The organism is Acidovorax sp. GW821-FHT10E04 (assembly GCF_059415185.1).
In genome coordinates this window covers 257,924-281,506 of the sequence record NZ_JBWKMT010000003.1, presented here as the reverse complement: position 1 = coordinate 281,506, position 23,583 = coordinate 257,924, and the positions used below count along the sequence as shown (strand labels likewise).

The 23,583-nt window shown below is 70.5% G+C and carries 15 protein-coding genes; 6 read left to right on the top strand and 9 right to left on the bottom strand.

Annotated elements, in window-relative coordinates; all coding sequences use genetic code 11:
* The first annotated feature begins 43 nt into the window (after nt 1-43).
* Both bcsB and AC07OC_RS10645 read left to right on the top strand, forming a co-directional pair.
* Complete coding sequence (bcsB, locus tag AC07OC_RS10650) at nt 44-2,365, top strand: cellulose biosynthesis cyclic di-GMP-binding regulatory protein BcsB (RefSeq protein ID WP_218339406.1); 2,322 nt, start codon at nt 44-46, stop codon at nt 2,363-2,365.
* A 90-nt stretch (nt 2,366-2,455) separates the two neighbouring features.
* Nucleotides 2,456-6,781: a cellulose biosynthesis protein BcsC gene (locus tag AC07OC_RS10645; RefSeq protein ID WP_255590974.1), complete on the top strand. Its 4,326-nt coding sequence runs from the start codon at nt 2,456-2,458 to the stop codon at nt 6,779-6,781.
* Between the two features lie 234 nt (nt 6,782-7,015).
* On the opposite strand, the gene AC07OC_RS10640 is transcribed toward AC07OC_RS10645, so the two are convergent.
* The 6 genes from AC07OC_RS10640 to cysC form a co-directional block, all read right to left on the bottom strand.
* Nucleotides 7,016-8,656 carry a hypothetical protein gene (locus AC07OC_RS10640; RefSeq protein WP_255590975.1) on the bottom strand — a complete coding sequence of 547 codons (1,641 nt, stop codon included), beginning with the start codon at nt 8,654-8,656 and terminating at the stop codon, nt 7,016-7,018.
* Nucleotides 8,657-9,091: 435 nt separating this feature from the next.
* Nucleotides 9,092-9,805 (bottom strand): Bax inhibitor-1/YccA family protein, encoded by a 714-nt coding sequence (locus AC07OC_RS10635; RefSeq protein WP_218339407.1) that lies wholly within the window; start codon nt 9,803-9,805, stop codon nt 9,092-9,094.
* 83 nt (nt 9,806-9,888) lie between these two features.
* On the bottom strand, nt 9,889-10,464 hold the full coding sequence (locus AC07OC_RS10630) for a hypothetical protein (protein ID WP_218297092.1): 576 nt from the start codon (nt 10,462-10,464) through the stop codon (nt 9,889-9,891).
* A gap of 290 nt (nt 10,465-10,754) precedes the next feature.
* A complete protein-coding gene (ssb, locus tag AC07OC_RS10625; RefSeq protein WP_369643757.1) occupies nt 10,755-11,315 on the bottom strand; it encodes a single-stranded DNA-binding protein in 561 nt (186 codons plus the stop codon).
* 152 nt (nt 11,316-11,467) lie between these two features.
* Nucleotides 11,468-12,646 (bottom strand): MFS transporter, encoded by a 1,179-nt coding sequence (locus AC07OC_RS10620; protein WP_218339409.1) that lies wholly within the window; start codon nt 12,644-12,646, stop codon nt 11,468-11,470.
* Nucleotides 12,647-12,915: 269 nt separating this feature from the next.
* Nucleotides 12,916-13,500 carry an adenylyl-sulfate kinase gene (gene cysC, locus AC07OC_RS10615; RefSeq protein WP_370627756.1) on the bottom strand — a complete coding sequence of 195 codons (585 nt, stop codon included), beginning with the start codon at nt 13,498-13,500 and terminating at the stop codon, nt 12,916-12,918.
* A 117-nt stretch (nt 13,501-13,617) separates the two neighbouring features.
* On the opposite strand from cysC, the gene uvrA reads away from it, so the two are divergent.
* Nucleotides 13,618-16,677 carry an excinuclease ABC subunit UvrA gene (uvrA, locus tag AC07OC_RS10610; protein ID WP_494601136.1) on the top strand — a complete coding sequence of 1,020 codons (3,060 nt, stop codon included), beginning with the start codon at nt 13,618-13,620 and terminating at the stop codon, nt 16,675-16,677.
* A gap of 67 nt (nt 16,678-16,744) precedes the next feature.
* Here the strand turns inward: uvrA and AC07OC_RS10605 are convergent, their stop codons facing one another.
* Both AC07OC_RS10605 and AC07OC_RS10600 read right to left on the bottom strand, forming a co-directional pair.
* Nucleotides 16,745-17,716 (bottom strand): alpha/beta hydrolase, encoded by a 972-nt coding sequence (locus AC07OC_RS10605; protein ID WP_218339411.1) that lies wholly within the window; start codon nt 17,714-17,716, stop codon nt 16,745-16,747.
* 53 nt (nt 17,717-17,769) lie between these two features.
* Entirely contained in the window at nt 17,770-18,366 is a 597-nt protein-coding gene (locus AC07OC_RS10600) for a hypothetical protein (protein WP_218339412.1), read from the bottom strand.
* Nucleotides 18,367-18,582: 216 nt separating this feature from the next.
* On the opposite strand from AC07OC_RS10600, the gene ompR reads away from it, so the two are divergent.
* Together ompR and AC07OC_RS10590 are read left to right on the top strand one after the other, a co-directional pair.
* Nucleotides 18,583-19,338 (top strand): osmolarity response regulator transcription factor OmpR, encoded by a 756-nt coding sequence (gene ompR, locus AC07OC_RS10595; RefSeq protein WP_218297098.1) that lies wholly within the window; start codon nt 18,583-18,585, stop codon nt 19,336-19,338.
* Complete coding sequence (locus AC07OC_RS10590) at nt 19,335-20,738, top strand: ATP-binding protein (RefSeq protein WP_494601134.1); 1,404 nt, start codon at nt 19,335-19,337, stop codon at nt 20,736-20,738. Before ompR ends, AC07OC_RS10590 begins: the two co-directional genes overlap by 4 nt.
* 56 nt (nt 20,739-20,794) lie before the next feature.
* Here AC07OC_RS10590 and AC07OC_RS10585 read toward each other — a convergent pair whose 3' ends face one another.
* Entirely contained in the window at nt 20,795-22,777 is a 1,983-nt protein-coding gene (locus AC07OC_RS10585; RefSeq protein WP_218297100.1) for a methyl-accepting chemotaxis protein, read from the bottom strand.
* Between the two features lie 279 nt (nt 22,778-23,056).
* Here AC07OC_RS10585 and AC07OC_RS10580 point away from each other — a divergent pair, with 279 nt between their 5' ends.
* Nucleotides 23,057-23,497: an acyl-CoA thioesterase gene (locus AC07OC_RS10580; RefSeq protein ID WP_218297101.1), complete on the top strand. Its 441-nt coding sequence runs from the start codon at nt 23,057-23,059 to the stop codon at nt 23,495-23,497.
* Nucleotides 23,498-23,583: the final 86 nt, after the last annotated feature.

The following is a 23,583-nucleotide window of genomic DNA, read 5'->3' as shown; positions in this document are numbered from 1 at the left end:
CGACACGTTCCAAGCCTTTCCCTGTTTCCAAAGACTCCACACCATGATTTCCAAAAGACATCCGACAGCGCGGCTGCCGCGCAAGCGCATGCTGCCTGCCATGCTGGCCTTGGTACTGGCAGGGACGGCCGTGCCGGTTTCGCAGCTCTCCGCCGCCCCCGCGCCCGTGGCGGCCGGCGTGGACGCGGCGGCGGCGGCACCGCAGTCCGACGGCGGCGTGCGCGTGCACCGCACCAGCTTCAAGGACCTGGGCGCCCTTTTCCCCCTGCAACTGCGGGGCGTGGACGGCACCAGCGGCGTGGCCTTCAGCGTGCGCGGCGACGAGGTGGTCACCGGCGCCCGGCTGAAGCTGAACTATTCGTACTCGCCCGCCCTGCTCACCAACCTGTCCCACATCAAGGTGCTGGTGAACGAACAGGTGGCCGCGACGATTCCGGTGACCACGCAGCAGGCGGGCGAGAACCTGCAGCGCGAGATCACCATCCCGCCGCGCCTCATCACCGAGTTCAACCGGCTGAACCTGCAGCTCATCGGCCACTACACCATGGAGTGCGAGGACCCGCTGCACTCCAGCCTGTGGGCCAACATCGGCAACGACAGCGTGCTGGAGCTCACCGTCGCGCCGGTGGCGCAGACGAACGATCTGGCGCTGCTGCCCCAGCCGTTCTTCGACCGCCGGGACGTGCGGCCGCTGGACCTGCCCATCGTGTTCAACGCGGCGCCCAACGCGGGCATGCTGCAGGCCGCGGGAACCATGTCTTCCTGGTTCGGCGCGCTGGCGGGTTTCCGGGGCGCGAAGTTCCCCTCCTTCATTGGCGAACTGCCACCGCGCGGCAATGCCGTCGTGATGGTGGCCGGCCGGGGCCAGGCCCCGGCGGGCCTGGCGCTGCCCGAAATCCAGGGCCCCACGGTGGCGGTGGTCAGCCACCCGGCCGACCGCAACGGCAAGCTGCTGCTGGTCATGGGGCGTGACGAGGCTGAGCTGGCCGTGGCCGCCAAGGCGCTGGCCATCGGCTCCTCGGCCCTGTCCGGCCCGCTGGCGCGGATCACCGAGGTCACGGAACTCAAGCCCCGCAAGCCCTACGACGCGCCCAACTGGCTGGCCAACGACCGTCCGGTGAAGTTTGGCGAGCTGGTCGAAGCCCAGGCGCTCAACGTGTCCGGTTATTCGCCCGACCTGATCCGCGTGAACTTCTTCCTGCCGCCCGACCTGTTCGCGTGGCGCCAGAAGGGCATCCCGGTGGACCTGCGCTACCGCTATACGCCGCGCCCCAACGCGGACAAGTCCACGCTCAATATCAACGTGAACCAGCAGTTCCTGCGGTCCCTGCCGCTGCATGCTGTGAACCATGAGGAGCCGGGCGCGCTCGACCGCCTGTTGACGACGGTGATGCCCAAGGGCGAGATGGCGCCGGAGCGCGAGAGCTTCCACATCCCGCTGTTCAAGCTGCCAGCCCAGTCGCAGCTGCAGATGCACTACTACTACGACGTGGTCAAGCAGGGCGCGTGCAAGGACGTGCCGCTGGACAACGTGCGCGGCTCGGTGGAGGCCGATTCGACCATCGACATCTCCGGCTTCCCGCATTTCATCGCGATGCCCGACCTGGCCGCCTTCGGCAATGCCGGGTTCCCGTTCACCCGCATGGCCGATCTCTCGGAGTCCGCCGTGGTCATGCCGGACAAGCCGGGGGTGCAGGAGTACACGGCCTACCTGGGGCTGATGGGCGTCATGGGGCGCGTGACGGGGTACCCCGCCCTGGGCGTGACCGTGGCGCAGGCCCAGCAGGTGGACAGGCTCGCCGACAAGGACCTGCTGGTCATTGCCTCCGGCGGCAACCAGCCCTTGCTCAAGCAGTGGGCCAGCGCCATCCCCGCGGCCTTGCAGGGCGATGCGAAGAGCTTCCAGATGTCGGACTTCGCCAACCGCCTGCTGCGCTGGTGGGGTTTTGGCCAGGAGTCCAGCGTGCACGCGCGGCGCAACCAGGTCGCGTTCTCCAGCAACAGCACCGATGCGCTGGTGGCTGGTTTTGAATCGCCCCTGCGCAGCGGCCGCAGCGTGGTGCTCGTGGCCAGCAACCAGCCCGCGGGGCTGGGGCAGGTGATGGATGCCCTGCTGGACGCCGAATTGCTCAAGCACGTGCAGGGCAGCACCACGGTGATCCGCGGCAAGCAGGTGGACAGCCTGGTCGCCGAGAAAAACTACCATGTGGGCCAGCTGGGCCCCCTGCTGTACGCGCAGTGGTTTCTTTCGCGCAACCCGCTGCTGCTGATCCTGCTGGGCGTGTCGGCGGCGGTGCTGATTGCGATCATCATGTACCTGTCGCTCAGGGCGCGCGCACGGGCGCGGCTCAAGCAAAAAGGTTGAGGCAAGGCGAAGCACGCCCGGTATTTTCTGAATCACGCAACACAGTCCCGGCACCTCGGTGGCCGGGAACCTCGCAGGGAGAAGGAAGGCATGTCCTCCAAACGTCGTCGTCACCACACACTGGCCATGGGGCTGCTGGCCTCGCTGATGGCGCCCGCCGCGGCCTGGGCGCAGACCGGGGCGGAGCAGACCCTGCTGGACCAGGGACAGTACTGGCAGGAGCGCGGTGACACCGAGCGGGCGGGCGAGGCATGGCAGAAGCTGCTGCGCATCAACCCGCAGAATGCCCAGGCGCTGTACGGGATGGCGCTGGTGGAGCTCAATGCCCAGCGCCCCGAGGGCGCGCAGCGCTACCTGAACCAGCTGCAGGCGGCGCACCCGCGCAGCCCCCTGGTGAGCCGGCTGCAGGAGTCCATCCGCACGGGGCGCAGCGCGCCGCAGATCGAAACCGCGCGCCAGCAGGCCCGCAGCGGCCAGGCCAGCCAGGCGCTGAGCACCTACCAGGCGGCGCTGGGAGACCGCGCCCCCACCGGGCCGCTGGCCCTGGAGTACTACCAGACCCTGGGCGCCACGGCGGGCGGCTGGGACGAAGCCCGCCGCGGCCTGAGCCGCCTGGCGCAGGAGTCGCCCGAGGATCCGCAGATCGCGCTGGCCCTGGCGCAGCACCTGACCTACCGCGAGTCCACGCGCCGCGACGGCATCGCCCAGCTGGCGCGGCTGGCGGGGCGTCCCGACGTGGGCAAGGCTGCCACGGAAAGCTGGCGCAAGGCGCTGGCCTGGACGGGCAATCGCTCGGCCGACATCCCGCTGTACCAGGAGTTCCTGCGCGCCAATCCTGGCGACACGGCGGTGCAGACACGCCTGGTGCAGGCGCAGAACCTGCAAAAGCAGTCCCAGGCCGCTCCCGGCCGCACGGCCGATCCGCTGCGCCAGCGCACCACGGCAGGATTCCAGGCCCTGGACGACGGCGAACTGGACGCGGCGGAGGCCGCCTTCCTGAACGTGCTCGAATCGCGCCCCAGCGATGGCGACGCCCTGGGCGGCCTGGGCATCCTGCGGCTGCGCCAGGAGCGGTTTGCCGAGGCGCGGGGGCTGCTGGAGCGCGCCTCGCGCGCCGGATCGGCCAGCCGCTGGAAGCAGGCCCTGGACAGCGCCACCTACTGGAGCCTGGTGGAGCAGGCCACCACGGAACGCGAACGCGGCGACACGGCGGCGGCCCGGCGTTCGCTGGAACAGGCCGTGCGGCTCAATCCCGCCGAGGTGACGGCGGAGAGCGATCTGGCGGACCTGCTGGTCGAAGACGGCCAATACGACGCGGCGGAGGCGGCCTACCGGCGCGTGCTGGCGCGCCAGGCCGACAACCCCGACGCGGTGCGCGGCCTGGTGGGCGTGCTGGCGCAGAACAACAAGGCCGCCGAAGCGCTGGCGCTCGTCGAGAAACTGTCCCCCTCGCAGCAGGAAAAAGTGGGCGCCCTGGGGCGCCTGCGCGCCGCGCAGGCCCTGGGCCAGGCGCGCGCCGCCACGGAGCGCGGCGATGTCGCGGCTGCCCGCGCCGCGCTGGAAGACGCGCTGCTGAACGACCCGGCCAGCCCCTGGGTGCGGCTGGACCTCGCGCGCCTGTACCTGCGCATGGGCGCGGTGGCCGAGGCCCGCGGCGTGATGGACGGGCTGCTGCTGTCCAACCCCAACATGCCCGAGGCGCTGTACGCGGGCGCCCTGCTGGCCTCCGAGGCCGGTGACTGGCCGGGTGCGCTGGCCCTCCTGGACCGCATTCCCGAAAAGCACCGCACCCGGGACATCGCCGCGCTGCAAAAGCGCGTGTGGGTGCATGTGCAGGCCTCGGCGGCGTCGGCGCTGGCGGCGCAAGGCCGGCAGTCCGAGGCGCTGGCCGCCCTGGCGCAGGCGGAGTCCTTTGCCACGCAAGATCCCGAGCTGCTGGGGGCCATGGCCCTGGCCTACGCGGACGCGGGCGAGCCGCAGCGCGCCCTGGGCATGGTGCGCCAGGTGCTGGCACGCACCGCCCGGCCCGACGTGGGCCTGCGCCTGCAGTACGCGGCGACCCTGCTCAAGACCCAGCAGGACGTGGAACTGGCGGGCATCCTGCGGCAGTTGCAGACCGCCCCCATGAACGACCGCGAGCGCAAGAGCTTCAGCGACATCCGCCGGGCCTACATCGTGCGCCAGGCCGAGGGCCTGCGCGAAGCGGGCGACCTGGTCGCCGCCTACGACACGCTCGCCCCCCTGCTGGCCGAGCAGCCCGACGAACCCCTGGCCATGGCGGCGCTGGCCCGCATGTACGCGGCCAACAACGACTATGCCCAGGCGCAGGCGCTGTATGCGCGGCTGCTGGAAAAGTCGCCCAATGATGTGTCCCTGCTCCTGCAGACCGCGGCCATGGCCACCGGCGCCAAGGACTACGGCTACGCGGAGTCGCTGCTGTCCGTGGCGCTGGCGCGCGCACCCCGCGATCCCGAGGTGCTGACCGCCACCGGGCGGCTGTACCGCGCGCAAGGCAAGAACTCCAAGGCCACCGAGTTCTTCACGGCGGCCGTTGCGGCCGAAAACGCGCAGCGCGATGCCGTGCTGGCCGCCAGTGGCGTGCCGGCGGGTCCGGCGCGCTCCGGGAATCCATTCGCCCAGCGCGCCGGGCAGCAGTTCCAGCGTGCCGGCGGTGGGCTGTCGGTGCCGGGCGCCGCCACGACGGCAGTGCGCTCGCCGGTGGGCTACACCCCCCAGCAGTACGCCCCGCAGCCCGTGGCGCGCAGCAATGCGCCCGCAGGCCTGTACATTCCGGATCCGGCGGGGGCCAGCCGCTTTGGCACGGCGCCACAGGCCTACGCCCCGGCCGCCCCCATGACGCCCGCCAGCTACTACCCCGAGGCCGCCAGCCCGGCCGCGGTGGCCGATGCGGCTGCATCCGCAGGCACCGCGCGCCGCGCCACGGCGACACGCGGCGCGGCGCCACAGGCCCCCGTCCAGCGGTCGTCCGCCGCCGCGCCCGTGGCACCGGCCGTGGCGCCCGCGTACGCTGCTCCGTCCGCCTCCCAGGTGCCTGCGCAGCCCGCCGCCAGCGGGGGCTACCTCACGCCCGCGCAGGCCTATGGCGGGTATGCGGCGGCACCCCAGCCGCTGCAGCGCGGTGGTGCGCCTGCCGCGGCGGCTCCCTCGGCCTGGGCCACGGCCGGGATGGGCAACGTGCCGGACCCTGCGCGGCCCCGTACGGCCCGCGACGAGCTGCGGGAAGTCCAGCAAAGCCAGATATCCAGCTTCTCGGTCGGTGCCACGGCGCGTGCCCGGCAGGGCGAGGCGGGCATGAGCCAGCATTCCGAGATCGAAGCCCCCGTCCAGCTGAAGATGAGCGTGGGCGACGGGCACCTGCTCCTGGGCGTGACCCCCACGGGCGCCAGCGCGGGATCGCCCGGGTCTCCGTACGGCACCGTCAGCCGCTTTGGCGGCGGCCCGGTCACCGCGCTGGACATGCCCGAGCGCGCGGCGGGGTCGCAGAGCGACAGCGGCATCGGGCTGAGCGTGGGCTATGAAAACGGCGGCTTCCGGGCCGACATCGGCAGCACGCCGCTGGGCTTCGGCCAGTCGGACGTCACGGCCGGCGTGCGATACCGCACGGCCCTCACCGACAACCTCACCGTGGCGGGAGACCTGTCGCGCCGCCCGGTGACCGACAGCCTGCTGTCGTTCGCCGGTGCCCGCGATGCGCGCACGGGAGACCGCTGGGGGGGGGTGTCGGCCACGGGCGGGCGCCTGGACCTCACCTGGGACGATGGCGAGCTGGGCGTGTACGGCTACGGCTCGCTGCACGGCCTGACCGGCACCCGTGTGCGCAGCAATGCGCGGGCCGAACTGGGCGGCGGCATGTACTGGCATGTGCACCGCACCTCCAACGAGGACCTCACGGCCGGCCTGAGTTTCACGGGCCTGTCGTACCAGCGCAACCTGCGCTACTTCACCGTGGGCCACGGCGGGTACTTCAGCCCGCAGCAATTCGTGTCCTTCGGCATTCCGGTCGAATGGGCGCAGCGCAATGGCCGCCTGTCCTACCAGCTCAAGGGCTCGGTGGGCGTGCAGTACTTCAAGGAAGACGCGGCACCGTACTTCCCCAACAGCCCGTCGCGGCAGGCCAGTGCCGTCCAGGCGGCCAGCGACGCGCTGGCCTTCGGCGAAACCGGCGCCACCGCCATCTACCCCGGCCAGTCCCGCACGGGCCTGGGCTACAACCTGGGCGCCGCCATGGAGTACCAGATGCACCCGCAGGTGTTCCTGGGCGGGCACCTGTCGCTCAACAACGCGCGCAACTACCGCGAATTCGCGGGGGGCCTGTATGTGCGGTACGCGTTCCAGCCCTACAGCGGCCTGCAGGCCTTCCCGGTCAACCCGCTGCGGTCGCCCTATAGCTACTGAGGCCACAGAACTTCCCAGAGGGCCCACCAGCTTTCTGCAGGCAACAAAAAGGCCCGCCGCACATGAAGTGCGGCGGGCCTTTTTGTTGCTGGCGGCCACGCGTGTGGCCTGCTTGCCAGCCTACCTACCTGTGTGCCTCAGCCTGCCTGCACGCACGCAAGGCATCGCATGCACAAGCCGTCGAGGGGCCGGCGGGTGGCCCCCGTCTTGCGGCAGAGTGCCACCCCCTTACCTTCAGGGCGTGGCCTGCTTGGCGCCCACAAACACCGTGTGGGCGCGCGATCCCGCGACGGACAGCCCGGCGGTCAGGATACGCAGGCCGACCACGTTGCCGTTGGCGTCGAACTGCGCAGCCGCTGAACCGGACTGCGGCGGGCCGGACGACAGGCCGCAGGTGATGGGGGCATTCGGGCTGTTGAGGTAGCCGAACGCCTCCACGCGGTACAGGTTCAGGCCGCTGCCGAGTTCGCCCAGGAGCTTGCCCGCGACCTCGCAGCCGCTGGTGGTCAGGCCCGTGATCGCGCCATCGGCGAAGACCGTGAGCGTCGTGGTGTCACCGCCAAAGCCGGTGCCTGCCATCTTGTAGGTGCCGACGATCAGGGCCGTGGTGGGCACCTTGCCGGCGGGCAGCGCATACAGGGGGTCGGGCTGGACGCTGAAGCGGGTCGGGGCGCCGCCGGGCTGGGTGGGGTAGCTGAAGGTGCCGGTGAACAGGCTGGCGGTGCTGGAGCCCGTGGCGCTTTGCAGCGTGCCGTCGATCAGCACGGACTCGTTGTAGGCGCCCGTGTTGGCCAGCAGCCGGTTGAAGAACACCCCGTCGTTCGCGGTCACGAAGCGGTTGTTCGTCGCGTTGTTCGCGTAGCGGATGAGCCGACCGTACAGCGCATTGTGGTCCAGGCTGCTGTTGGTGTAGAAGAACAGGCCGCCATCCGGGAGCACGCTGCCCCAGACGGACGTGTCGCCAATCACGCCTGTGGGCAGCGTGAAGGCGCCCTGCCAGTTGCCCGCCACGGACAGCGGCGTGGCCGAGGGCGGCGTCGTGGTGCGCGGGTCGGCGATGCCGTTGAGGGTGTAGGTGTTGTCGGGGCCCGTTGCGTTGCGCGTGAACGCCCAGATGCCGTTGGGTACGCCCGCCGCGTCGAAGCGCAGCACGGCGATGCCGGACTGCTGGGTGCCGCTGGCCCCGCAGGAGGTCGTGTCGCCGGAGAGGTTCAGCGTGAGCGAGTACAGGGGCGAGCCCGCGGCGCGGGGCGTTGCCGAGCCCGTGACCAGGCAGCCGCCAATGCGGCCCGAGAGCTGGCCCTGGGGAGTGACGGTGAGCACCCATCCGCCGCCAAACAGGCCCGTGCCCCGGTAGGTGCCCTCGATCAGCGTGGCGGTCGCGGTGTGGAAATTGAGGCTGCTGTACGAGAGCTTCAACGGCACCACGGCGCCGGAGGCGGCCGCCGTCTGCGCCGGATCGCTGTAGTTGCCGCTGATGCCGTCGGTGCGGCCGATCTTGCCGCTGTTCGATGCCGTTCCGCGCAGCGTCAGGCCGGTGGCGAATTTGCCGTCCTGCACCGAGAAATACGTCACGCCGGTGGCCAGCACCGCGGTGACGTTGACATTCAGGCGCCCGTAGAGCGCATCGAAGCCCGCCGCGCCAGGAGCTTCGCGCGCCAGGTAGAACTCCCCGCCGGTACCCATCGGACCCGGATCGATGTAGCCCACGACCTGGCGCTGCGCCGCGCCCGTGCCCACCGTGCCTTCCCACACGCCGCCAGGGAACTGCTGAACCCCCGGGGCGGGGCCCACATCCGCTCCATCGGAGGAGCCGCCGCCGCAACTGGCGAGCAAGGCCGCACAGGACAAAGAAAGCCAAAGAGATTTGCGCATGATGGACAGAAAGAAAGATCAGTGGGTGGCAGGTGGGTGGCGCGGGTGCGCAAGCACGGCACCTGCCGCAGTGCTGGAGACCTCCGCACCGGGGCATGGCGCAAGGCGCACTCGGCGCGCCAGCCGGCGCGCATGCGCGGCATGCAGGCTGGCTGGCGGTGTCCAATTGTGCCAGCAGCAGGCCCAAAGGACGATGGGAAATGGGGCACCGCAAGGGGCTGCGGGCTTGCTGGGCGGGGCGCGGCGGCCCGGCGCATCCCGCGGCCGGCAGGGCGCACGGCGTGGCGTGTACTGGTTTGCTATTGTTTTTGTAGCTTCTGGCGCTTTGCCAGCAAGGGGTGAGGCGGTTTTCTTGCCTCCATCTGTGGCCACTCAACAAAAAAGGCCGGACTCCGGGCGGGAGTCCGGCCTTGCGGGCCGCGCGGGCGGCTCGGCTCAGTCGTCGTTGGTCGCCAGGCTGATCAGGATGCGCAGCACGTACCAGAGCATCAGCGCGATCGAGGCGAACAGGTGCAGCGCGGCGCCCGCAGGGCGGTCGGCGGGGTAGTCGTGGATGATGCGCGAGGTGTCGTACAGCACGCAGGCGCCCGCGAACAGCACCATGATCCCGGAGAACCAGATGCCCAGCTTGAAGCCGAAGATGGCGCCGGCAATGATGGTGCCCAGGGCCACCAGGCCCCCCACCTTCAGGATGCCGCCCAGGAACGAGAAGTCGGTCTTGGTGGTGAACGCCGTCCAGGTGAGCGCGCCCACCAGCAGCAGCGTGATGAAGGCCGCCGCCCCGATGGCGCCGGGGGCCACGATCTGCGCGATGCCGAACATCGGCGCGAAGATCAGGCCTTCGGCCAGCACGTACAGGCCCAGGCCCATCAGCTGTGTTTGCGGGTTTTCAGAGTTGTCGGCCATGTACGAGGCCAGCCAGCCCACGAGCATGAACGCGCCCATGACGCCCAGCCACAGGAACTTGTTGCCGCTGCCCAGCAGCATCTTGGCCGTTGCGCCGGAAAAGCCGGTCGCCATCAGCACGGCGGAAAGCACCACGAAGGCCAGCATGGCGGCGCCCAGGTGCTTGTAGGTGGAGACGATGAAGTCGCGCCGTTCAAACGGCGCGCCCTCGGGCGTCGAAGGGGTCAGTGCATTGGGGTTCATGGCGCATTCCTCCATTGGATCGTTGTGAAAACAGGGGAAGGGCATGGCCACAGCGCCCCTCCCTCCCTCTCTGTGAAAAATTCTCAGGCAGCGCTGAGCTGCTGCTCCTGGTCGGCGGCGCGCAGCTTGCGGTTGCACCACACGCCCAAGGCGCCCAGCAGGGTGAGCACAATCGCGAAGATCCAGGTGCCCGCGCCGCTGAAGGACCGTGCGGAGGAGGCCGCCTCGGCCTGCAGGCGCTGCCGGGTCGCCTCGTAGCTGATCACGGGCTTGCCATCGACCGCCACTTCGTACACCAGGTCGCTGTCGCTCTTGTCCACCAGGGCGGTGATCTTCTCGTCAATGAGGTTGCCAACCAGCTGCTGGGGCGTGCTGTAGTCGATGCGCAGCTTGCGCTCCTCGGCGCCCGCGGCATCGGGCTTCACGCTGATTTCGTAGTACTTCTTGGTGGAGCGGCGCTTGCGCTTGACCGTCACCTCGGACGCCTGCGTCACGGTGCCTGCCACGGACTGCAGGCTCTCGCGCGCCGCGTAGGCATGGTCGCCCTCGGCCTTCCAGCCGCTGTACAGCGACAGGCCGATCAGGCCCGGGCCGGCCAGCAGCAGCAGCCATGCGTAGCCGGTGATGAAAATCAGAATCTTGCGGACGAATCCTGGCATGACGTTCCCTCTCTCTCGTTCTTGCTTGAATGTTGTGGATACAGGCTGAAATTGCCGCCGCTGCTGGATGCAGCGGCCGGCAAGGACGAGATGATCTTCGAGTTGGGCGCGCCGGATGTAAAAAAGTGTTGGCCCCGTTGCGGCGGTGCCGCACTGGACAAAGTGGCGGGGTGGGCGGCGCCGCGGCCGGTGTAAAAGCGCCGCGCGGCGCCCGCCGGGGCAAAAAAAAAGGGCCCGCAGCGTCCGTGCTGCGGGCCCCTGGCCGGGTCATTGCAAGAGGGGTGGGTCCATCAGAACGGGATGTCGTCATCCATGTCGTCAAAGCCCGAGGCCGCGCGCGGTGCCTGGGCCGCGGGTGCGGGGGCGGGGCGCTGGGCGGGTGCCGCCATGGGGCGCGGCGCGGGCGCGGCGCGGCGGGGGGCCTGGTCATAGCCGCCGCCCTGGTCGCCGCCGCCGTAGCCGCCATCGTCATAGCCGCCGCCCTGCTGGCCACCACCACCCTGGCCGCCCATGCCCTGGCGGCTGCCCAGCATCTGCATCTGGTCGGCGCGGATTTCGGTGCTGTACTTTTCCACGCCGCTCTGGTCGGTCCACTTGCGCGTGCGCAGGGAGCCTTCGACGTACACCTGCGAGCCCTTGCGCAGGTACTGGCCGGCGATCTCGGCGAGGCGGCCGTTGAAGACCACGCGGTGCCATTCCGTGGCTTCCCGCATTTCGCCAGACTGCTTGTCTTTCCACTTGTCGGTGGTGGCGATCGTCACGTTGGCCACCTGGTCGCCACTGGGGAAAGTGCGCATTTCAGGGTCGCGGCCCAGGTTGCCGACGATGATGACTTTGTTTACGGATGCCATGGTGCTGTCTTTGCCTTAAGGAAGTAACAAAGCGCCGGATTTGGAGAGAGTTTCCGGGCGCCAAACGCGCCATTGTGCCGCAAGCGGGGGGCAATGGAAGCCCCCACCCGGCAGCGCCCGGCCGTGCCCAGGCCCGCCGCCGCTTGTTGTGCTCAATGGCCGCCGCGGCCCACGGGCCGCAGCGGCCAGGTCAGCGCCAGCCACAGGGCCGTGAGTGCGGCGGTCGCCGCGAACAGGCCCGGAGCCCCGGCCCATTTCACCAGCGCGCCGCCCAGCGCGCCGCCGGCGAACAGCCCCAGCGACTGCAGCGTGTTGTAGCTGCCCAGCGCGGCGCCACGCAGCTGGGGCGGCGCCATGCGCGAGACCAGGCTGGGCTGGCTGGCCTCCAGCGCGTTGAACCCGCAGAAGAAGACGAACAGCAGCGGCCCCAGCACCCACAGCGTCGGCGGCGCGGCGCTGGACGCCAGCGTGCCCAGGCCCACCTGCACGAGCAGCACCAGCGCGATGGCGCCCAGCAGCGCCGCGCGCAGCCTGCCGGCGCGTTCCAGCGCGAAGAGCCCGCCCATGGCCCCGAACGACAGCACCACGGCGGGCAGGTAGACCTGCCAGTGGTGGTCCTTGGCGAGGCCGGCCTGCACCAGCAGGGCCGGCACGGCCACCCACATCGATAGCTGCACGGTGTGCAGAACGAACACGCCCAGGTTCAGGCGCAGCAGATCCGGGTGGCTCCACACGTCGGCCAGGCGGCCCCGTGCGGCATCGCCGTGCCGCGCGGGCTCCGCAGGCACCCACCAGATCACCACCGCCACCCCGGCCAGTGCGAGGGCGCAGGTCAGGCCGAACAGGCCCGCCAGCCCGATGTGGGCCGCCAGCACGGGGGCCGCCACCAGCGCCACGGCGAACATCAGGCCGATGCTGCCGCCCACCAGCGCCATGGCCTTGGTGCGCACGGCGTCGCGCGTCTGGTCGGCCAGCAGGGCGGTCACGGCGGCCGACACGGCCCCCGCGCCCTGGAGCGCGCGGCCCGCGAGCAGGCCCGTGAGCGAATCGGCCAGCGCCGCCAGCAGGCTGCCGGCGGCGAACACCAAAAGCCCCAGCACGATCACGCGCTTGCGCCCGAACCTGTCGGAGGCCATGCCCAGCGGCAGCTGCAGCAGCGCCTGCGTGAGACCGTAGATGCCCATGGCCAGTCCCACCAGCGCCGGATCGTCCCCGCCGGGGTACTTGCGTGCCTCCAGCGCGAAAACCGGCAGGACCAGGAACAGGCCCAGCATGCGCAGCGCGAAGATCAGCGCCAGACTCACGCTGGAGCGGCGCTCCAGCGGTGTCATTGCGTTGTCGGAAGGCGGCGGGGACGGGGGCTGCGGGGCGGCGCCCAAAAAAGAAGGGGAAGAGGATTCCGGCACGGTGGTGCCCTATGGGGCGGGTAAAGCGGGGATTTTCGCCCATTGCGCGCAAGCGCCTGTCCGCAGGGGCGAGCGAAGGGGGCCGAAGGCCTCTGCGGGGGCGGCGCCTGGCGGCAGGCCCCTGCCGGTGCGCGGGCGGCGCGGTGCCGGTTCAGCGGACCATGGCGGTGCCCTGCCGGACGGCGGCGGCAGGCTCACAGCAGGCCGCAGATCCGCTGCACGCACTCGCGGGGCGTGAGCTCGGCGGTGGGCAGCACCAGCTCCGGGGCCAGCGGCGCCTCGTACGGGGAATCAATGCCGGTGAACTGGCGCAGCTCGCCCGTGCGGGCCTTCCGGTACAGGCCTTTGGGGTCCCGCTGCTCTGCGAGCGCGAGTGGAACGTCGACGAAGATCTCCACGAAATCCCCCGCCGCGAACAGGTCCCGGGCCGCCTGGCGTTCGGCGCGAAAGGGCGAGATGAAGGCCACCACGACGATTACCCCCGCATCCACGAACAGCCGGGCCACCTGCGCGATGCGGCGGATGTTCTCCGCCCGGTCCGCGTCGGAGAAGCCCAGGTCCCGGTTCAGGCCCTGCCGGATGTTGTCGCCATCCAGGATGTAGGTGCGTTTGCCCTGGCGATGGAGTTCGCCTTCCAGCGCGTTGGCGATGGTCGACTTGCCGGCCCCGGACAGGCCGGTGAGCCAGATGACCCGTCCGGGGTGGCCGCCGAGCTGTTCGCGCTCCTTGCGGGTGACGGTGAGCGCCTGGGCATGGATATGGAGGGTGGGATCGGACACTGGGGTGGAATGTGCGGATGAACTTGGCGCCATGTTAATGGCATGACGGCCGCCACCCACCGGCGCGGCGGGCCTGGCCTATCATGGTGGGTTTCCCTGCACAGAGCCGCGCCCACCGTGAACCCCCCTTCCGCCCCGCTCCCCGAGCCCGCTGCCCCGTCCGACGCTGGCCGTTACCTCGCCAATGCCCTGCGCGAGCAGCGCATCAGCATCCGCGGCGCGCGCACGCACAACCTCAAGAACATCGACCTGGACATCCCGCGCAACCAGCTCGTGGTGATCACGGGGCTGTCGGGCTCGGGCAAGTCGAGCCTGGCGTTCGACACGCTGTATGCAGAGGGCCAGCGGCGGTATGTGGAGAGCCTGTCGGCCTATGCGCGGCAGTTCCTCGGGCGGCTGGACAAGCCCGACGTGGACCTGATCGAGGGCCTGTCGCCCGCCATCAGCATCGAGCAGAAGGCCACCAGCCACAACCCGCGCTCCACCGTGGGCACGGTGACCGAGATCCACGACTACCTGCGCCTTCTGTACGCCCGCGCGGGCACGCCCTACTGCCCCGACCACGGCCTGCCGCTGGCCGCGCAGACCGTGAGCCAGATGGTGGACGCCGTGCTGGCGCTGCCCGAGGACACGCGCCTCATGCTGCTGGCCCCCGTGGCACGCGAGAAGAAGGGCGAGTTCACCGAGCTCTTCACGCAGATGCAGGCGCTGGGCTACATCCGCTTTCGCGTGGACGGCACCATCTACGAATACGAGAGCCTGCCCGCGCTCAAGAAGACCGAGAAGCACAGCATCGACGTGGTGATCGACCGCCTGAAGGTGCGCCCCGAGATGCAGCAGCGCCTGGCCGAGAGCATCGAGGCCGTGCTGCGCGTGGGCGGCAACGACGGCAACGGCCGCGTGCTCGCGCTGGAGATGGACACGGGCCGGGAGCACCTGTTCAGCAGCAAGTTCGCCTGCCCGGTGTGCAGCTACTCGCTGGCCGAGCTGGAGCCGCGCCTGTTCTCGTTCAACTCGCCCATGGGCGCCTGCCCGGCGTGCGACGGCATCGGCCAGCGCGAGGTGTTCGATGCGGCGCGCGTGGTGGCCTTCCCCGGCTTGAGCCTGGCCAGCGGCGCCATCAAGGGCTGGGACCGGCGCAACGGCTACTACTTCGCGATGCTGGAGAGCCTGGGGCGGCACTACGGTTTCGACGTGGAGGCGCCGTTCGAGTCGCTGCCCGCCGCCGTGCAGCATGCCGTGCTGCACGGCTCGGGCGAGGACGAGATCGCGTTCAGCTACATCCTGGACAGTGGCGCCAACAAGGGCAAGGTCTACACCAAGAAGCACCCGTTCGAAGGCATCCTGCCCAACATGGCGCGGCGCTACCGCGAGACCGATTCGGTCGTGGTGCGCGAGGACCTGGCCCGCTACCGCAGCAGCCAGCCCTGCCCGGAATGCCACGGCACCCGCCTGCGCCGCGAGGCGCGCCACGTGAAGGTGGGCGAGGGCGCGCAGGCCCGCGCGATCTTCGAGGTGAGCCACGCCACGCTCAGCGCCGCGCACGGCTGGTTCCAGGCGCTCACGCTCACGGGCGCCAAGGCCGAGATCGCCGACAAGGTGGTGCGCGAGATCACCACGCGGCTGCAGTTCCTCAACGACGTGGGCCTGAACTACCTGAGCCTGGACCGCAGCGCCGAGACGCTGTCGGGCGGCGAGGCGCAGCGCATCCGCCTCGCGTCGCAGATCGGCTCGGGCCTCACCGGCGTGATGTACGTGCTCGACGAGCCCAGCATCGGCCTGCACCAGCGCGACAACGACCGGCTCATCGCCACCTTGCAGCACCTGCGCGACATCGGCAACAGCGTGATCGTGGTCGAGCACGACGAGGACATGATGCGCGCGGCCGACCACGTGATCGACATGGGCCCGGGCGCCGGCGTGCACGGCGGCCGCGTGATGGCGCAGGGCACGTACGACGCGGTGCGCAGCCACCCTGAATCGCTGACCGGCAAGTACCTGTCGGGCACGTTGTCCATCGCCGTGCCGAAGCGGCGCACGCCCTGGCTGCCGGTGGTGGAGCAGGCGGCGCCAGTGGTGGAGGCCAAGGGCAAGTCGCGCTTTCCGCAGACCGAGGCCAGCAAGCGCCGCGCCGAGCGCATGGCCGAACACCACGCGCTCCAGGGCGCGGTGCAGGCGCTGCGCGTGGCGGGCGCCACGGGCAACAACCTCCAGAACGTGACCGTGGACTTCCCCGTGGGCCTGCTCACCTGCGTGACGGGCGTCTCGGGCTCGGGCAAGAGCACCCTGGTCAACGACACGCTGTACGCCGCCGTGGCGCGCCAGATCTACCGCGCCCACGAAGAGCCCGCCGCGCACGAAGAGATCGTGGGCATCGAGTACTTCGACAAGGTCATCAACGTCGACCAGAGCCCCATCGGCCGCACGCCGCGCAGCAACCCGGCCACCTACACCGGCCTGTTCACGCCGATCCGCGAACTCATGGCCGAGGTGAACACCGCCAAGGAGCGCGGCTATGGCCCCGGGCGCTTCAGCTTCAACGTGGCGGGTGGCCGCTGCGAGGCCTGCCAGGGCGATGGCGTGGTGAAGGTGGAGATGCACTTCCTGCCCGACGTGTACGTGCCCTGCGACGTGTGCCACGGCCAGCGCTACAACCGCGAGACGCTGGAAGTTCTGTGGAAGGGCAAGAACATCGCGCAGATCCTGGAGCTCACCGTGGAGGACGCGCACGCGTTCTTCAAGGACGTGCCGGCCATCGCGCGCAAGCTGCAGACGCTGCTGGACGTGGGGCTCTCCTACATCCGCCTGGGCCAGGCCGCCACCACGCTCTCGGGCGGCGAGGCGCAGCGCGTGAAGCTGGCGCAGGAGCTCTCCAAGCGCGACACCGGCCGCACGCTCTACATCCTGGACGAGCCCACCACCGGCCTGCACTTCGCGGACATCGACCTGCTGCTCAAGGTGCTGCACCAGCTGCGCGACGCGGGCAACACCATCGTCATCATCGAGCACAACCTGGACGTCATCAAGACGGCCGACTGGCTCATCGACATGGGGCCTGAAGGTGGCGCCGGCGGCGGCACCGTGGTGGGGGTGGGCACGCCCGAGGACCTGGCGGCCAACCCGGCAAGCCATACGGGGCGGTATCTGGCGCCCTACCTGCGGGCGAAATCTGAGTGAAAATGGCTGTTAGCGCTTATCTATCAAGCGCTAACAGCTATTGATTTGGTAGCAAATTGCCGCTGCATCACTGCAGGCGGCGGGCCACCTCGGCGTCCAGCGATCCCATGAAGGCCTCCACCGCGCGGGTGTAATCGCTGTCCAGGCCCAGTTGGGCGTTGATTTCGCCATGGTCCAGGTCCTGCGGCAGCACCTCGGCGCGGCCGCCCTGGTGGCGCACGTGGCGGGCCATGGCATCGGATTGCCGGCAGGGGTCGTCAGCCCGCTGGGTGGAGCACACCATCTGCATCGGCGGGGCGCCCGCCGTCCATTGGTGCAAGGGCGACATGGCCACCCAATATGCCGGGTCAGTGCCAAAGGCGTCGTCGTACAGCGGCAGGTGCGGGGCGCGCATGCGGGCGGGCACGTTCATCATGGCGCTGTCGAGTGACACCGTGCCCAGCCACGGCCAGGCGCCTTCGCGCAGTGCCTGCGGGGCACGGGCATTGAGCAGGGCCACCAGGTGGGCCCCGGCCGAGTGGCCCATGAGGATGAAGCGGCTCGGGTCTCCGCCCCAGGTGCCCGCGCGCTGCTGCGCGGCCATGAGGGCGGCCTGCACATCGCGCTCCTGCACGGCCACGGGGGCATCGGGCAGCATGCGGTAGTTGATGGAGATGAGGAGGAAGCCCTTGGGCACCCAGCGGTTCACCTTCTCCTGCACCACGCGGCCCATGGCCTTGTCGCCATGCCGCCAGCCGCCGCCGTGCACCATGAAGATGACGGGCGCGCGCACCGCGCTGGCCACCAGGCTGTTGGTTCCTGTGGTGGGGCTGGTGGGTACATACACGTCCATGCGCTGCGCCGGGTCGGCGCCGTAGGGCACATCGGCGATGCGATGCACGCCGGCGGCCAGCGTGGCCGGTGCGGCGGCGGCCTGCTTCTGCGCGATGAGGGCGCGCAGGCGGCCGCCGTTCTGCGCGGTGGTCTGGGCCTGCACGCTGGCGGTGGCCAGCGTGAGGGCAGCCAGGGCGGTCATGGTCAGAAGATGGCGCGGGGACATGGCGAGGCTCCTGAGGTCAGAGGGTGGCAAGCGGTAGCTGGGTCCAGAGGGCGTCAAGGCCGCGTTGGACAAGCCAAGGCCGTGCCGCTCGCGTCGTGGCAGGTGGCGCTGCGGCTCCAGCCGTTGTCCTTGCTGTAGCTGCTTTGCGCCTGCACGCTGTTGCCGGTCGTCGCGCTGGTGGCGGTGGTGCTGCGGGCCTGCGTCACGGTGCCGTCGGCGTTGCGGCTCGCCCCGCCGCTGCTCTGCAGGCTGCCCTGGGCATTCTGGGCGGACACGGTGCCGCTGTGGCTGGCGCTGCTGTCTGCACTGCGGGTGGTACTGCCCTGGCGCTCGGCCACTCCGCCCTGCGCACCCACGGCGGCGCCCCGGCCCGTCACGCTCGCGTTGCCCTGCCCATCGGTGGTGGCTGTGCGCCCGCGCAGCACCGCGCCATTCGGGCCGCTGCGGGCCACACCGGTGCGGGCGGTGGTGCTGCCATCGGCGTTGTGTTCCACGTTGCGGCGGGTGCGGGCCTGCGCTTCGGTGGGGGCGGCCAGCGCCAGCACGGCGCTCAGCCCCAGGGTGGTGAGGGTGGAGAACACCACCACACCCGCTGCCAGTGCGGGGCGTTGCAGCAGGTCGTTCTCAGCGGGGCGTGTCGGCAAAGGCATGGTGGTCAACTCCTTGGGGTTTGCCTGGGGGCGTGGCATGGCTGTACTGTGGGTCCCAGGTGTGAGCCATTGATGGCAGGAATCCGCCGATGTATGACAAACCATGACAAACGCCTGCGGCCCCGTCATGCCTTGTCATGGCTGGGGGTGCGTGGCCCGCGCCAGCGCCTACCATTGCCACCACGCCGCCTTCACCTGCCACGTTGCTCCCTGCCCATGACCGACACCCTGGCCAAGATCCTGGTCGCCGATGACGAGCCCGACCTGCGCGCCCTGCTGCAGCGCTACCTGAGCGACCAGGGCTACGCCGTGCGCACGGTGGAGGGCGCGGGCCCGCTCGACGTGCTGCTGCAGCGCGAGAGGTTTGATGTGCTGGTGCTGGACGTGATGATGCCAGGCGAAGACGGCCTGGCCATCTGCCGCCGCCTGCGTGCGCAGGGCGAGACCATTCCCATCCTGATGCTCACCGCGCGTGGCGACCCGGTGGACCGCATCGTGGGCCTGGAAATGGGGGCGGACGACTACCTGCCCAAGCCCTTCAACCCGCGCGAGCTCCTGGCCCGCATCCAGGCCATGGTGCGACGCCAGCGCATGCTGGGCGCGCACACCGGGCCGCAGGGAATGCACGGACGCCTGACGTTCGGCGACTTCGTGTTGCTGCCGACTGAACGGCGGCTGGAGCGGGCGGGCGCGAGGGCCGGCGAGGACGTGCCCCTCACCACCGGTGAATTCGCCCTGCTGCTGGCCCTGGCCCAGAACCCTCAGCGCCCGCTGGGCCGCGACCGGCTCATGGCCCTGGCCTATGGCCCCGACCACACGGCCACCGACCGCAGCATTGACGTGCAGATCATGCGGCTGCGCAAACTCATCGAGGCCGACCCGGCCCAGCCGCGCCACATCCGCACCGTGTGGGGCGTGGGCTATGTGTTCGTGCCCGATGGCGCCGCGCCCGCCGGAGGGCGGCAGCCATGACGGCACCCGCAACCCCCGCCCGCCGCCACGGGGGGCTCTGGCCGCGCAGCCTGCTCGGGCGCAACCTGCTGCTGATGGCCGTGCTCATCGTGCTGGGCCAGCTGGTGGCGGCGGTGCTGGTGCGGCAGATGATCTTCCAGCCCCGCGTGGCGCAGGTGGCCGATGGCGTGGCGCGCAATGTGGCCGCGCTGCGGGCGGGGCTGCAGGCGCTGCCCCCGGCGCAGCGTGTGGCGTTTGTGGAGGCGTTCAACCGGCAGGCCGCATTGGCCACGCCGCCCGTTGCGCCGGAAAGCGCAGCGCGGCGCGCGCTGCTGTCGCCGTTGGAGCGGCAGTTTGTGCAGGCGGTGGCCCGCCGCCTGGGTGTGGGTGATGCGCCTGCGCAGAGCCCGCAGCCCCTGTGGCGCCGCGACAGCACCGGCGTGCTGGCCCTGCGCATGGTGCACGAGGGCGCTGACTACTGGCTCAACCTGCCCAGCGTGTTCCCCACGCGCGAGTTCACCGGGGCCTGGCTGGTGGCCACGCTGGCCAGCATGCTGCTGGCGCTGCTGGGCGCGTGGTGGCTGCAGCGCCACATCCACCAGCCGCTGGCCCAGGTGGTGGCGGCGGCGCGGCAGCTCGCGCGGGGCCAGACACCCGCGGTGCTGCCCGAGGCCGGGCCCGAAGAAATCGCCACCGTGGGCCGCAGTTTCAACCAGATGGCGCAGAGCCTGGCCGCCGCCGACCACGAGCGCGCGCTGATGCTGGCCGGTGTGTCGCACGACCTGCGCACGCCGCTGACCAAGCTGCGCCTGGGCGTGGAGATCGCCGGGGCACAGGTGGATGCGCCGCTGGCGGCCAGCATGGCGCGCAGCATCGACGAGATGGATGCGATCGTGAGCCAGTTCCTGGACTTTGCGCGGGTGGGCGCTGACGCGGGCGAGGCCGAGGCGCCCGCCACCGCATCGCTCAACGACCTGGCCCAGGCCGTGGCCGAAGCGCAGGCCGACCACGGCCGTGTGCTGGCGCTGGAACTGGGCGGCCTGCCCAACCTGCCCGTGCGCCCGCAGGCGCTGCGCCGTGCGCTGGACAACCTCGTGGAAAACGCCTGGCGCCACGGCGCCGCCCCGGTGGTGCTGCGCACGGGCGGCAGCGCGCAGCAGGCGTGGATCGAGGTGGCCGACCACGGCACCGGCATGGACGCCAAAGAGCTGGACCACATGCGCCAGCCTTTCGCGCGTGGCGGCGGCGCGGCGCGCGCGGGTGTTCCCGGGGCCGGGCTGGGCCTGGCGATTGCCGAGCGCGTGGCGCGCGCCCATGGGGGAGCGCTGGAGCTGCACAGCGCTCCCGGCCAGGGCCTGCGCGCGCGGCTGGTGCTGCCGCTGGCGGGGCCGGCCGCTGCGGCTCAGCCCCCAGGGGAATAGGGGCGCAGAATCTGAATGAAATTGGCCGCCAGCGATAGATGGATAAGCGCCAATAGCTACTGAATTTGTAGCGATTTTGCCGGGCGCAGCGCCCTGTGCTGGCCCTGGCCTTCGTCGCCCAGCCGGAACACCGACACCACGTGCACCAGGTCTTCGGCCTGCACCTTGAGGCTGCCGGCGGCGGCGGCCATTTCTTCCACCAGCGCGGCGTTCTGCTGCGTGACCTGGTCCATCTGCGTCACGGCCTCGCCCACCTGGGCCACGCCCAGCGACTGTTCATGGCTGGCAGTGCTGATTTCGCCCACGATGTCCGTCACGCGGCGGATGGCGGTCACCACCTCGTTCATCGTGGTGCCCGCGCGGTCCACCAGGGCCGTGCCCTGCTCCACGCGCTCCACGCTGGCGCTGATGAGGGCCTTGATCTCGCGCGCCGCCTCGGCGCTGCGCCCGGCCAGCGAGCGCACCTCCGACGCGACCACCGCGAAGCCCCGGCCCTGTTCGCCCGCGCGGGCCGCCTCGACGGCGGCGTTGAGCGCGAGGATATTGGTCTGGAACGCGATGGAGTCGATCACGCCGATGATGTCCGAGATCTTCTGCGACGAGGCGTTGATGCCCTGCATGGTGTCCACCACCTGGGCCACCACCTCGCCGCCCTGCACGGCCACGGTGCTCGCGCTGTGGGCCAGCGTGCTGGCCTGGCGCGCGCTGTCGGCGTTCTGGCGCACGGTGGAGCTGAGCTGCTCCATCGACGCGGCGGTTTCCTCCAGCGCGCTGGCCTGGCTTTCGGTGCGGGCCGACAGGTCGCTGTTGCCCTGCGCGATCTGCACGCTGGCCGTGGCCACGCTCTCCGATCCGTTGCGCACCTGGCGCACCACCTGCGTGAGCTGGGCGCGCATCTGCATCAGGGCCTCCAGCAGCTGGCCGACCTCGTTGGTGCCGTGGGCCAGCGCGCTGCCGCTCAGGTCGCCCTGGGCCACGGCGCGCGACAGCGCCACGGCCTGCGAAAGCGGCCCCGTCATGGAGCGCACGAACACCAGGGCCATGGCGCTGGTGGCCGAGAGCGTGACGGCGAGGGCGAGCGCCATCCACAGCAGCCGGCGCTGCAGGTCGGACACCCGGGCCTGCAGGGCCTGGTCCAGGCTGGCCATGGACAGGTTGTTGAGTGCGTTCAGCGCTTCGATGGTGCGGGTGAACGCGTCGAAATAGTCCTTGGAGGGCAGCTGGAGTTCGCTGGCGTTGATCACGTCGCGCTCGGCCATCTGCAGCGACTGCTGGATCTGGCCCTGCACCGCCTGCGCGTTGCTGCCCAGGGCGCGTTGCAGATCGGGGTTGCCCTGCAGGGCGCGGTCCAGTCCCCGGAAAGTGTCAGCCTGCAGCTCGGCCACACGCTGCTGCAGCACCAGCAGCTGGCCCTTGCCCTGGGGCGTCAGCTCGTGCTTGCCCAGTGCGCTGGCGCCTTGGGCGCGCAGCATGCCCAGCTTTTCGCCCAGCATGGGCGCCTGCACCAGCGAGGCCTGGATCAGCGCATGGGTGTCGGCGTCAGGGTCGATCTGCAGGCCATAGGCATGCAGCAAGGATTCGTTGAGCTGCAGCAGCGATGCGATGAGCTGCGTGTGCTGCGCCGTGCTCTGGGCCTGCTCGATGCTGCGTGCGGCAACGGCCTGCTCTAGCGTGCGCCAGGTCTGCTGGGCCTGGGTCCAGGTGGCCATCTGGGGGGCGGGCACCTTGGCAGCCGCAAAGCGGGCGGTGACATCGTCCAGGGCCGTGTTGACGGCATCGCGCGCGGCGGGGCGGCGCGCTGCCAGGGCTTCGTCGCCACCGAGCATGCCCACGGACAGGCCCCGGTGCACCTGCATCTGCTGCACCAGCCGGGTCAGCGCCTGTGCGGGGACCACGCCCTGCGCCTCGTGGCGCGCGTGGCCAATGGCGTGCAGCGAATCGCGCACCGTCAGGTAGGTGGGCAGCGCGCTCATCATGAGCCCGAGTGTTCCCAGGATGAGGAATTTTTCGAGCAGGTTTAACCGGTGCAGAAGTGACATGGCAGTAGGCGCACGTCAATGTGTGCGCAAAAAGATAGACCTCAGGGGCGGGGTGTCGGCACCCGCCGACTGGGATGCGGCCCTCCATCAGACCGCGCGGAATGTAACGCAATGTAGGGGTCTGTCTTCAGTAGGGTTTTGACTCAGGTCAATTTTTTGCGGCACGGCGTGTGTGCCCGCTGGGCGTCCCGCACCGCCCCTCGGTCGGCTGGAGCAGGGCCGCAGCAAATGGTGCGCTGGAGAATAATGAACTCCTCCCGTCCTTTGGAGCACCCCGGCATGCAATCCCTCACCCTGCGTTTCCTGGCGTCTCAAAGCACCTTGCCGCAGGCGGGGCGGGTGCCCGGCGGCACCGTGCTGCGCTGGGTGGACGAGGCGGGTTTTGCCTGTGCGAGCGCCTGGGCCAAGGGCCCCTGCATCACCGAGTTCGTGGGCGGCGCGCACTTCGTGCGCCCCATCCGGCCCGGAGACCTGGTGGAAGTGCATGCGCGCCTGGCCTTCACCACCGAGACCGGCATGCACCTGGCCGTGGAGGTGCGCAGCGGCGGCATCCATGGCGAGCCGCAGCACGAGGTGCTGCATTGCGTGGCGGTGTACACCGCCGTGGACGCCGATGAACAGCCCCGCGCCATCGACAGGTGGAGCCCCGAAACCCCGGGCGACATGGCCCTGGCGCAGCGGGTGAAGGCGCATGTGGAGGCCGCGCGCGCGGCGCAGTGACGGGGGCGGGCGGCGTTGTTCCGCCCGCCGGTGGCCTTCGGGCCCTGGCAACGCGCGGCAGGCCCCTGCCCCTGGAGGGCGGCGGG

What these genes read in the sequence shown, in the direction of transcription:
- bcsB (WP_218339406.1), top strand. Translation starts at nt 44, where the DNA reads ATGATTTCCAAAAGACATCCGACAGCGCGGCTGCCGCGCAAGCGCATG.
- AC07OC_RS10645 (WP_255590974.1), top strand. Translation starts at nt 2,456, where the DNA reads ATGTCCTCCAAACGTCGTCGTCACCACACACTGGCCATGGGGCTGCTG.
- AC07OC_RS10640 (WP_255590975.1), bottom strand. Translation starts at nt 8,656, where the DNA reads ATGCGCAAATCTCTTTGGCTTTCTTTGTCCTGTGCGGCCTTGCTCGCC.
- AC07OC_RS10635 (WP_218339407.1), bottom strand. Translation starts at nt 9,805, where the DNA reads ATGAACCCCAATGCACTGACCCCTTCGACGCCCGAGGGCGCGCCGTTT.
- AC07OC_RS10630 (WP_218297092.1), bottom strand. Translation starts at nt 10,464, where the DNA reads ATGCCAGGATTCGTCCGCAAGATTCTGATTTTCATCACCGGCTACGCA.
- ssb (WP_369643757.1), bottom strand. Translation starts at nt 11,315, where the DNA reads ATGGCATCCGTAAACAAAGTCATCATCGTCGGCAACCTGGGCCGCGAC.
- AC07OC_RS10620 (WP_218339409.1), bottom strand. Translation starts at nt 12,646, where the DNA reads ATGACACCGCTGGAGCGCCGCTCCAGCGTGAGTCTGGCGCTGATCTTC.
- AC07OC_RS10605 (WP_218339411.1), bottom strand. Translation starts at nt 17,716, where the DNA reads ATGTCCCCGCGCCATCTTCTGACCATGACCGCCCTGGCTGCCCTCACG.
- AC07OC_RS10600 (WP_218339412.1), bottom strand. Translation starts at nt 18,366, where the DNA reads ATGCCTTTGCCGACACGCCCCGCTGAGAACGACCTGCTGCAACGCCCC.
- ompR (WP_218297098.1), top strand. Translation starts at nt 18,583, where the DNA reads ATGACCGACACCCTGGCCAAGATCCTGGTCGCCGATGACGAGCCCGAC.
- AC07OC_RS10590 (WP_494601134.1), top strand. Translation starts at nt 19,335, where the DNA reads ATGACGGCACCCGCAACCCCCGCCCGCCGCCACGGGGGGCTCTGGCCG.
- AC07OC_RS10585 (WP_218297100.1), bottom strand. Translation starts at nt 22,777, where the DNA reads ATGTCACTTCTGCACCGGTTAAACCTGCTCGAAAAATTCCTCATCCTG.
- AC07OC_RS10580 (WP_218297101.1), top strand. Translation starts at nt 23,057, where the DNA reads ATGCAATCCCTCACCCTGCGTTTCCTGGCGTCTCAAAGCACCTTGCCG.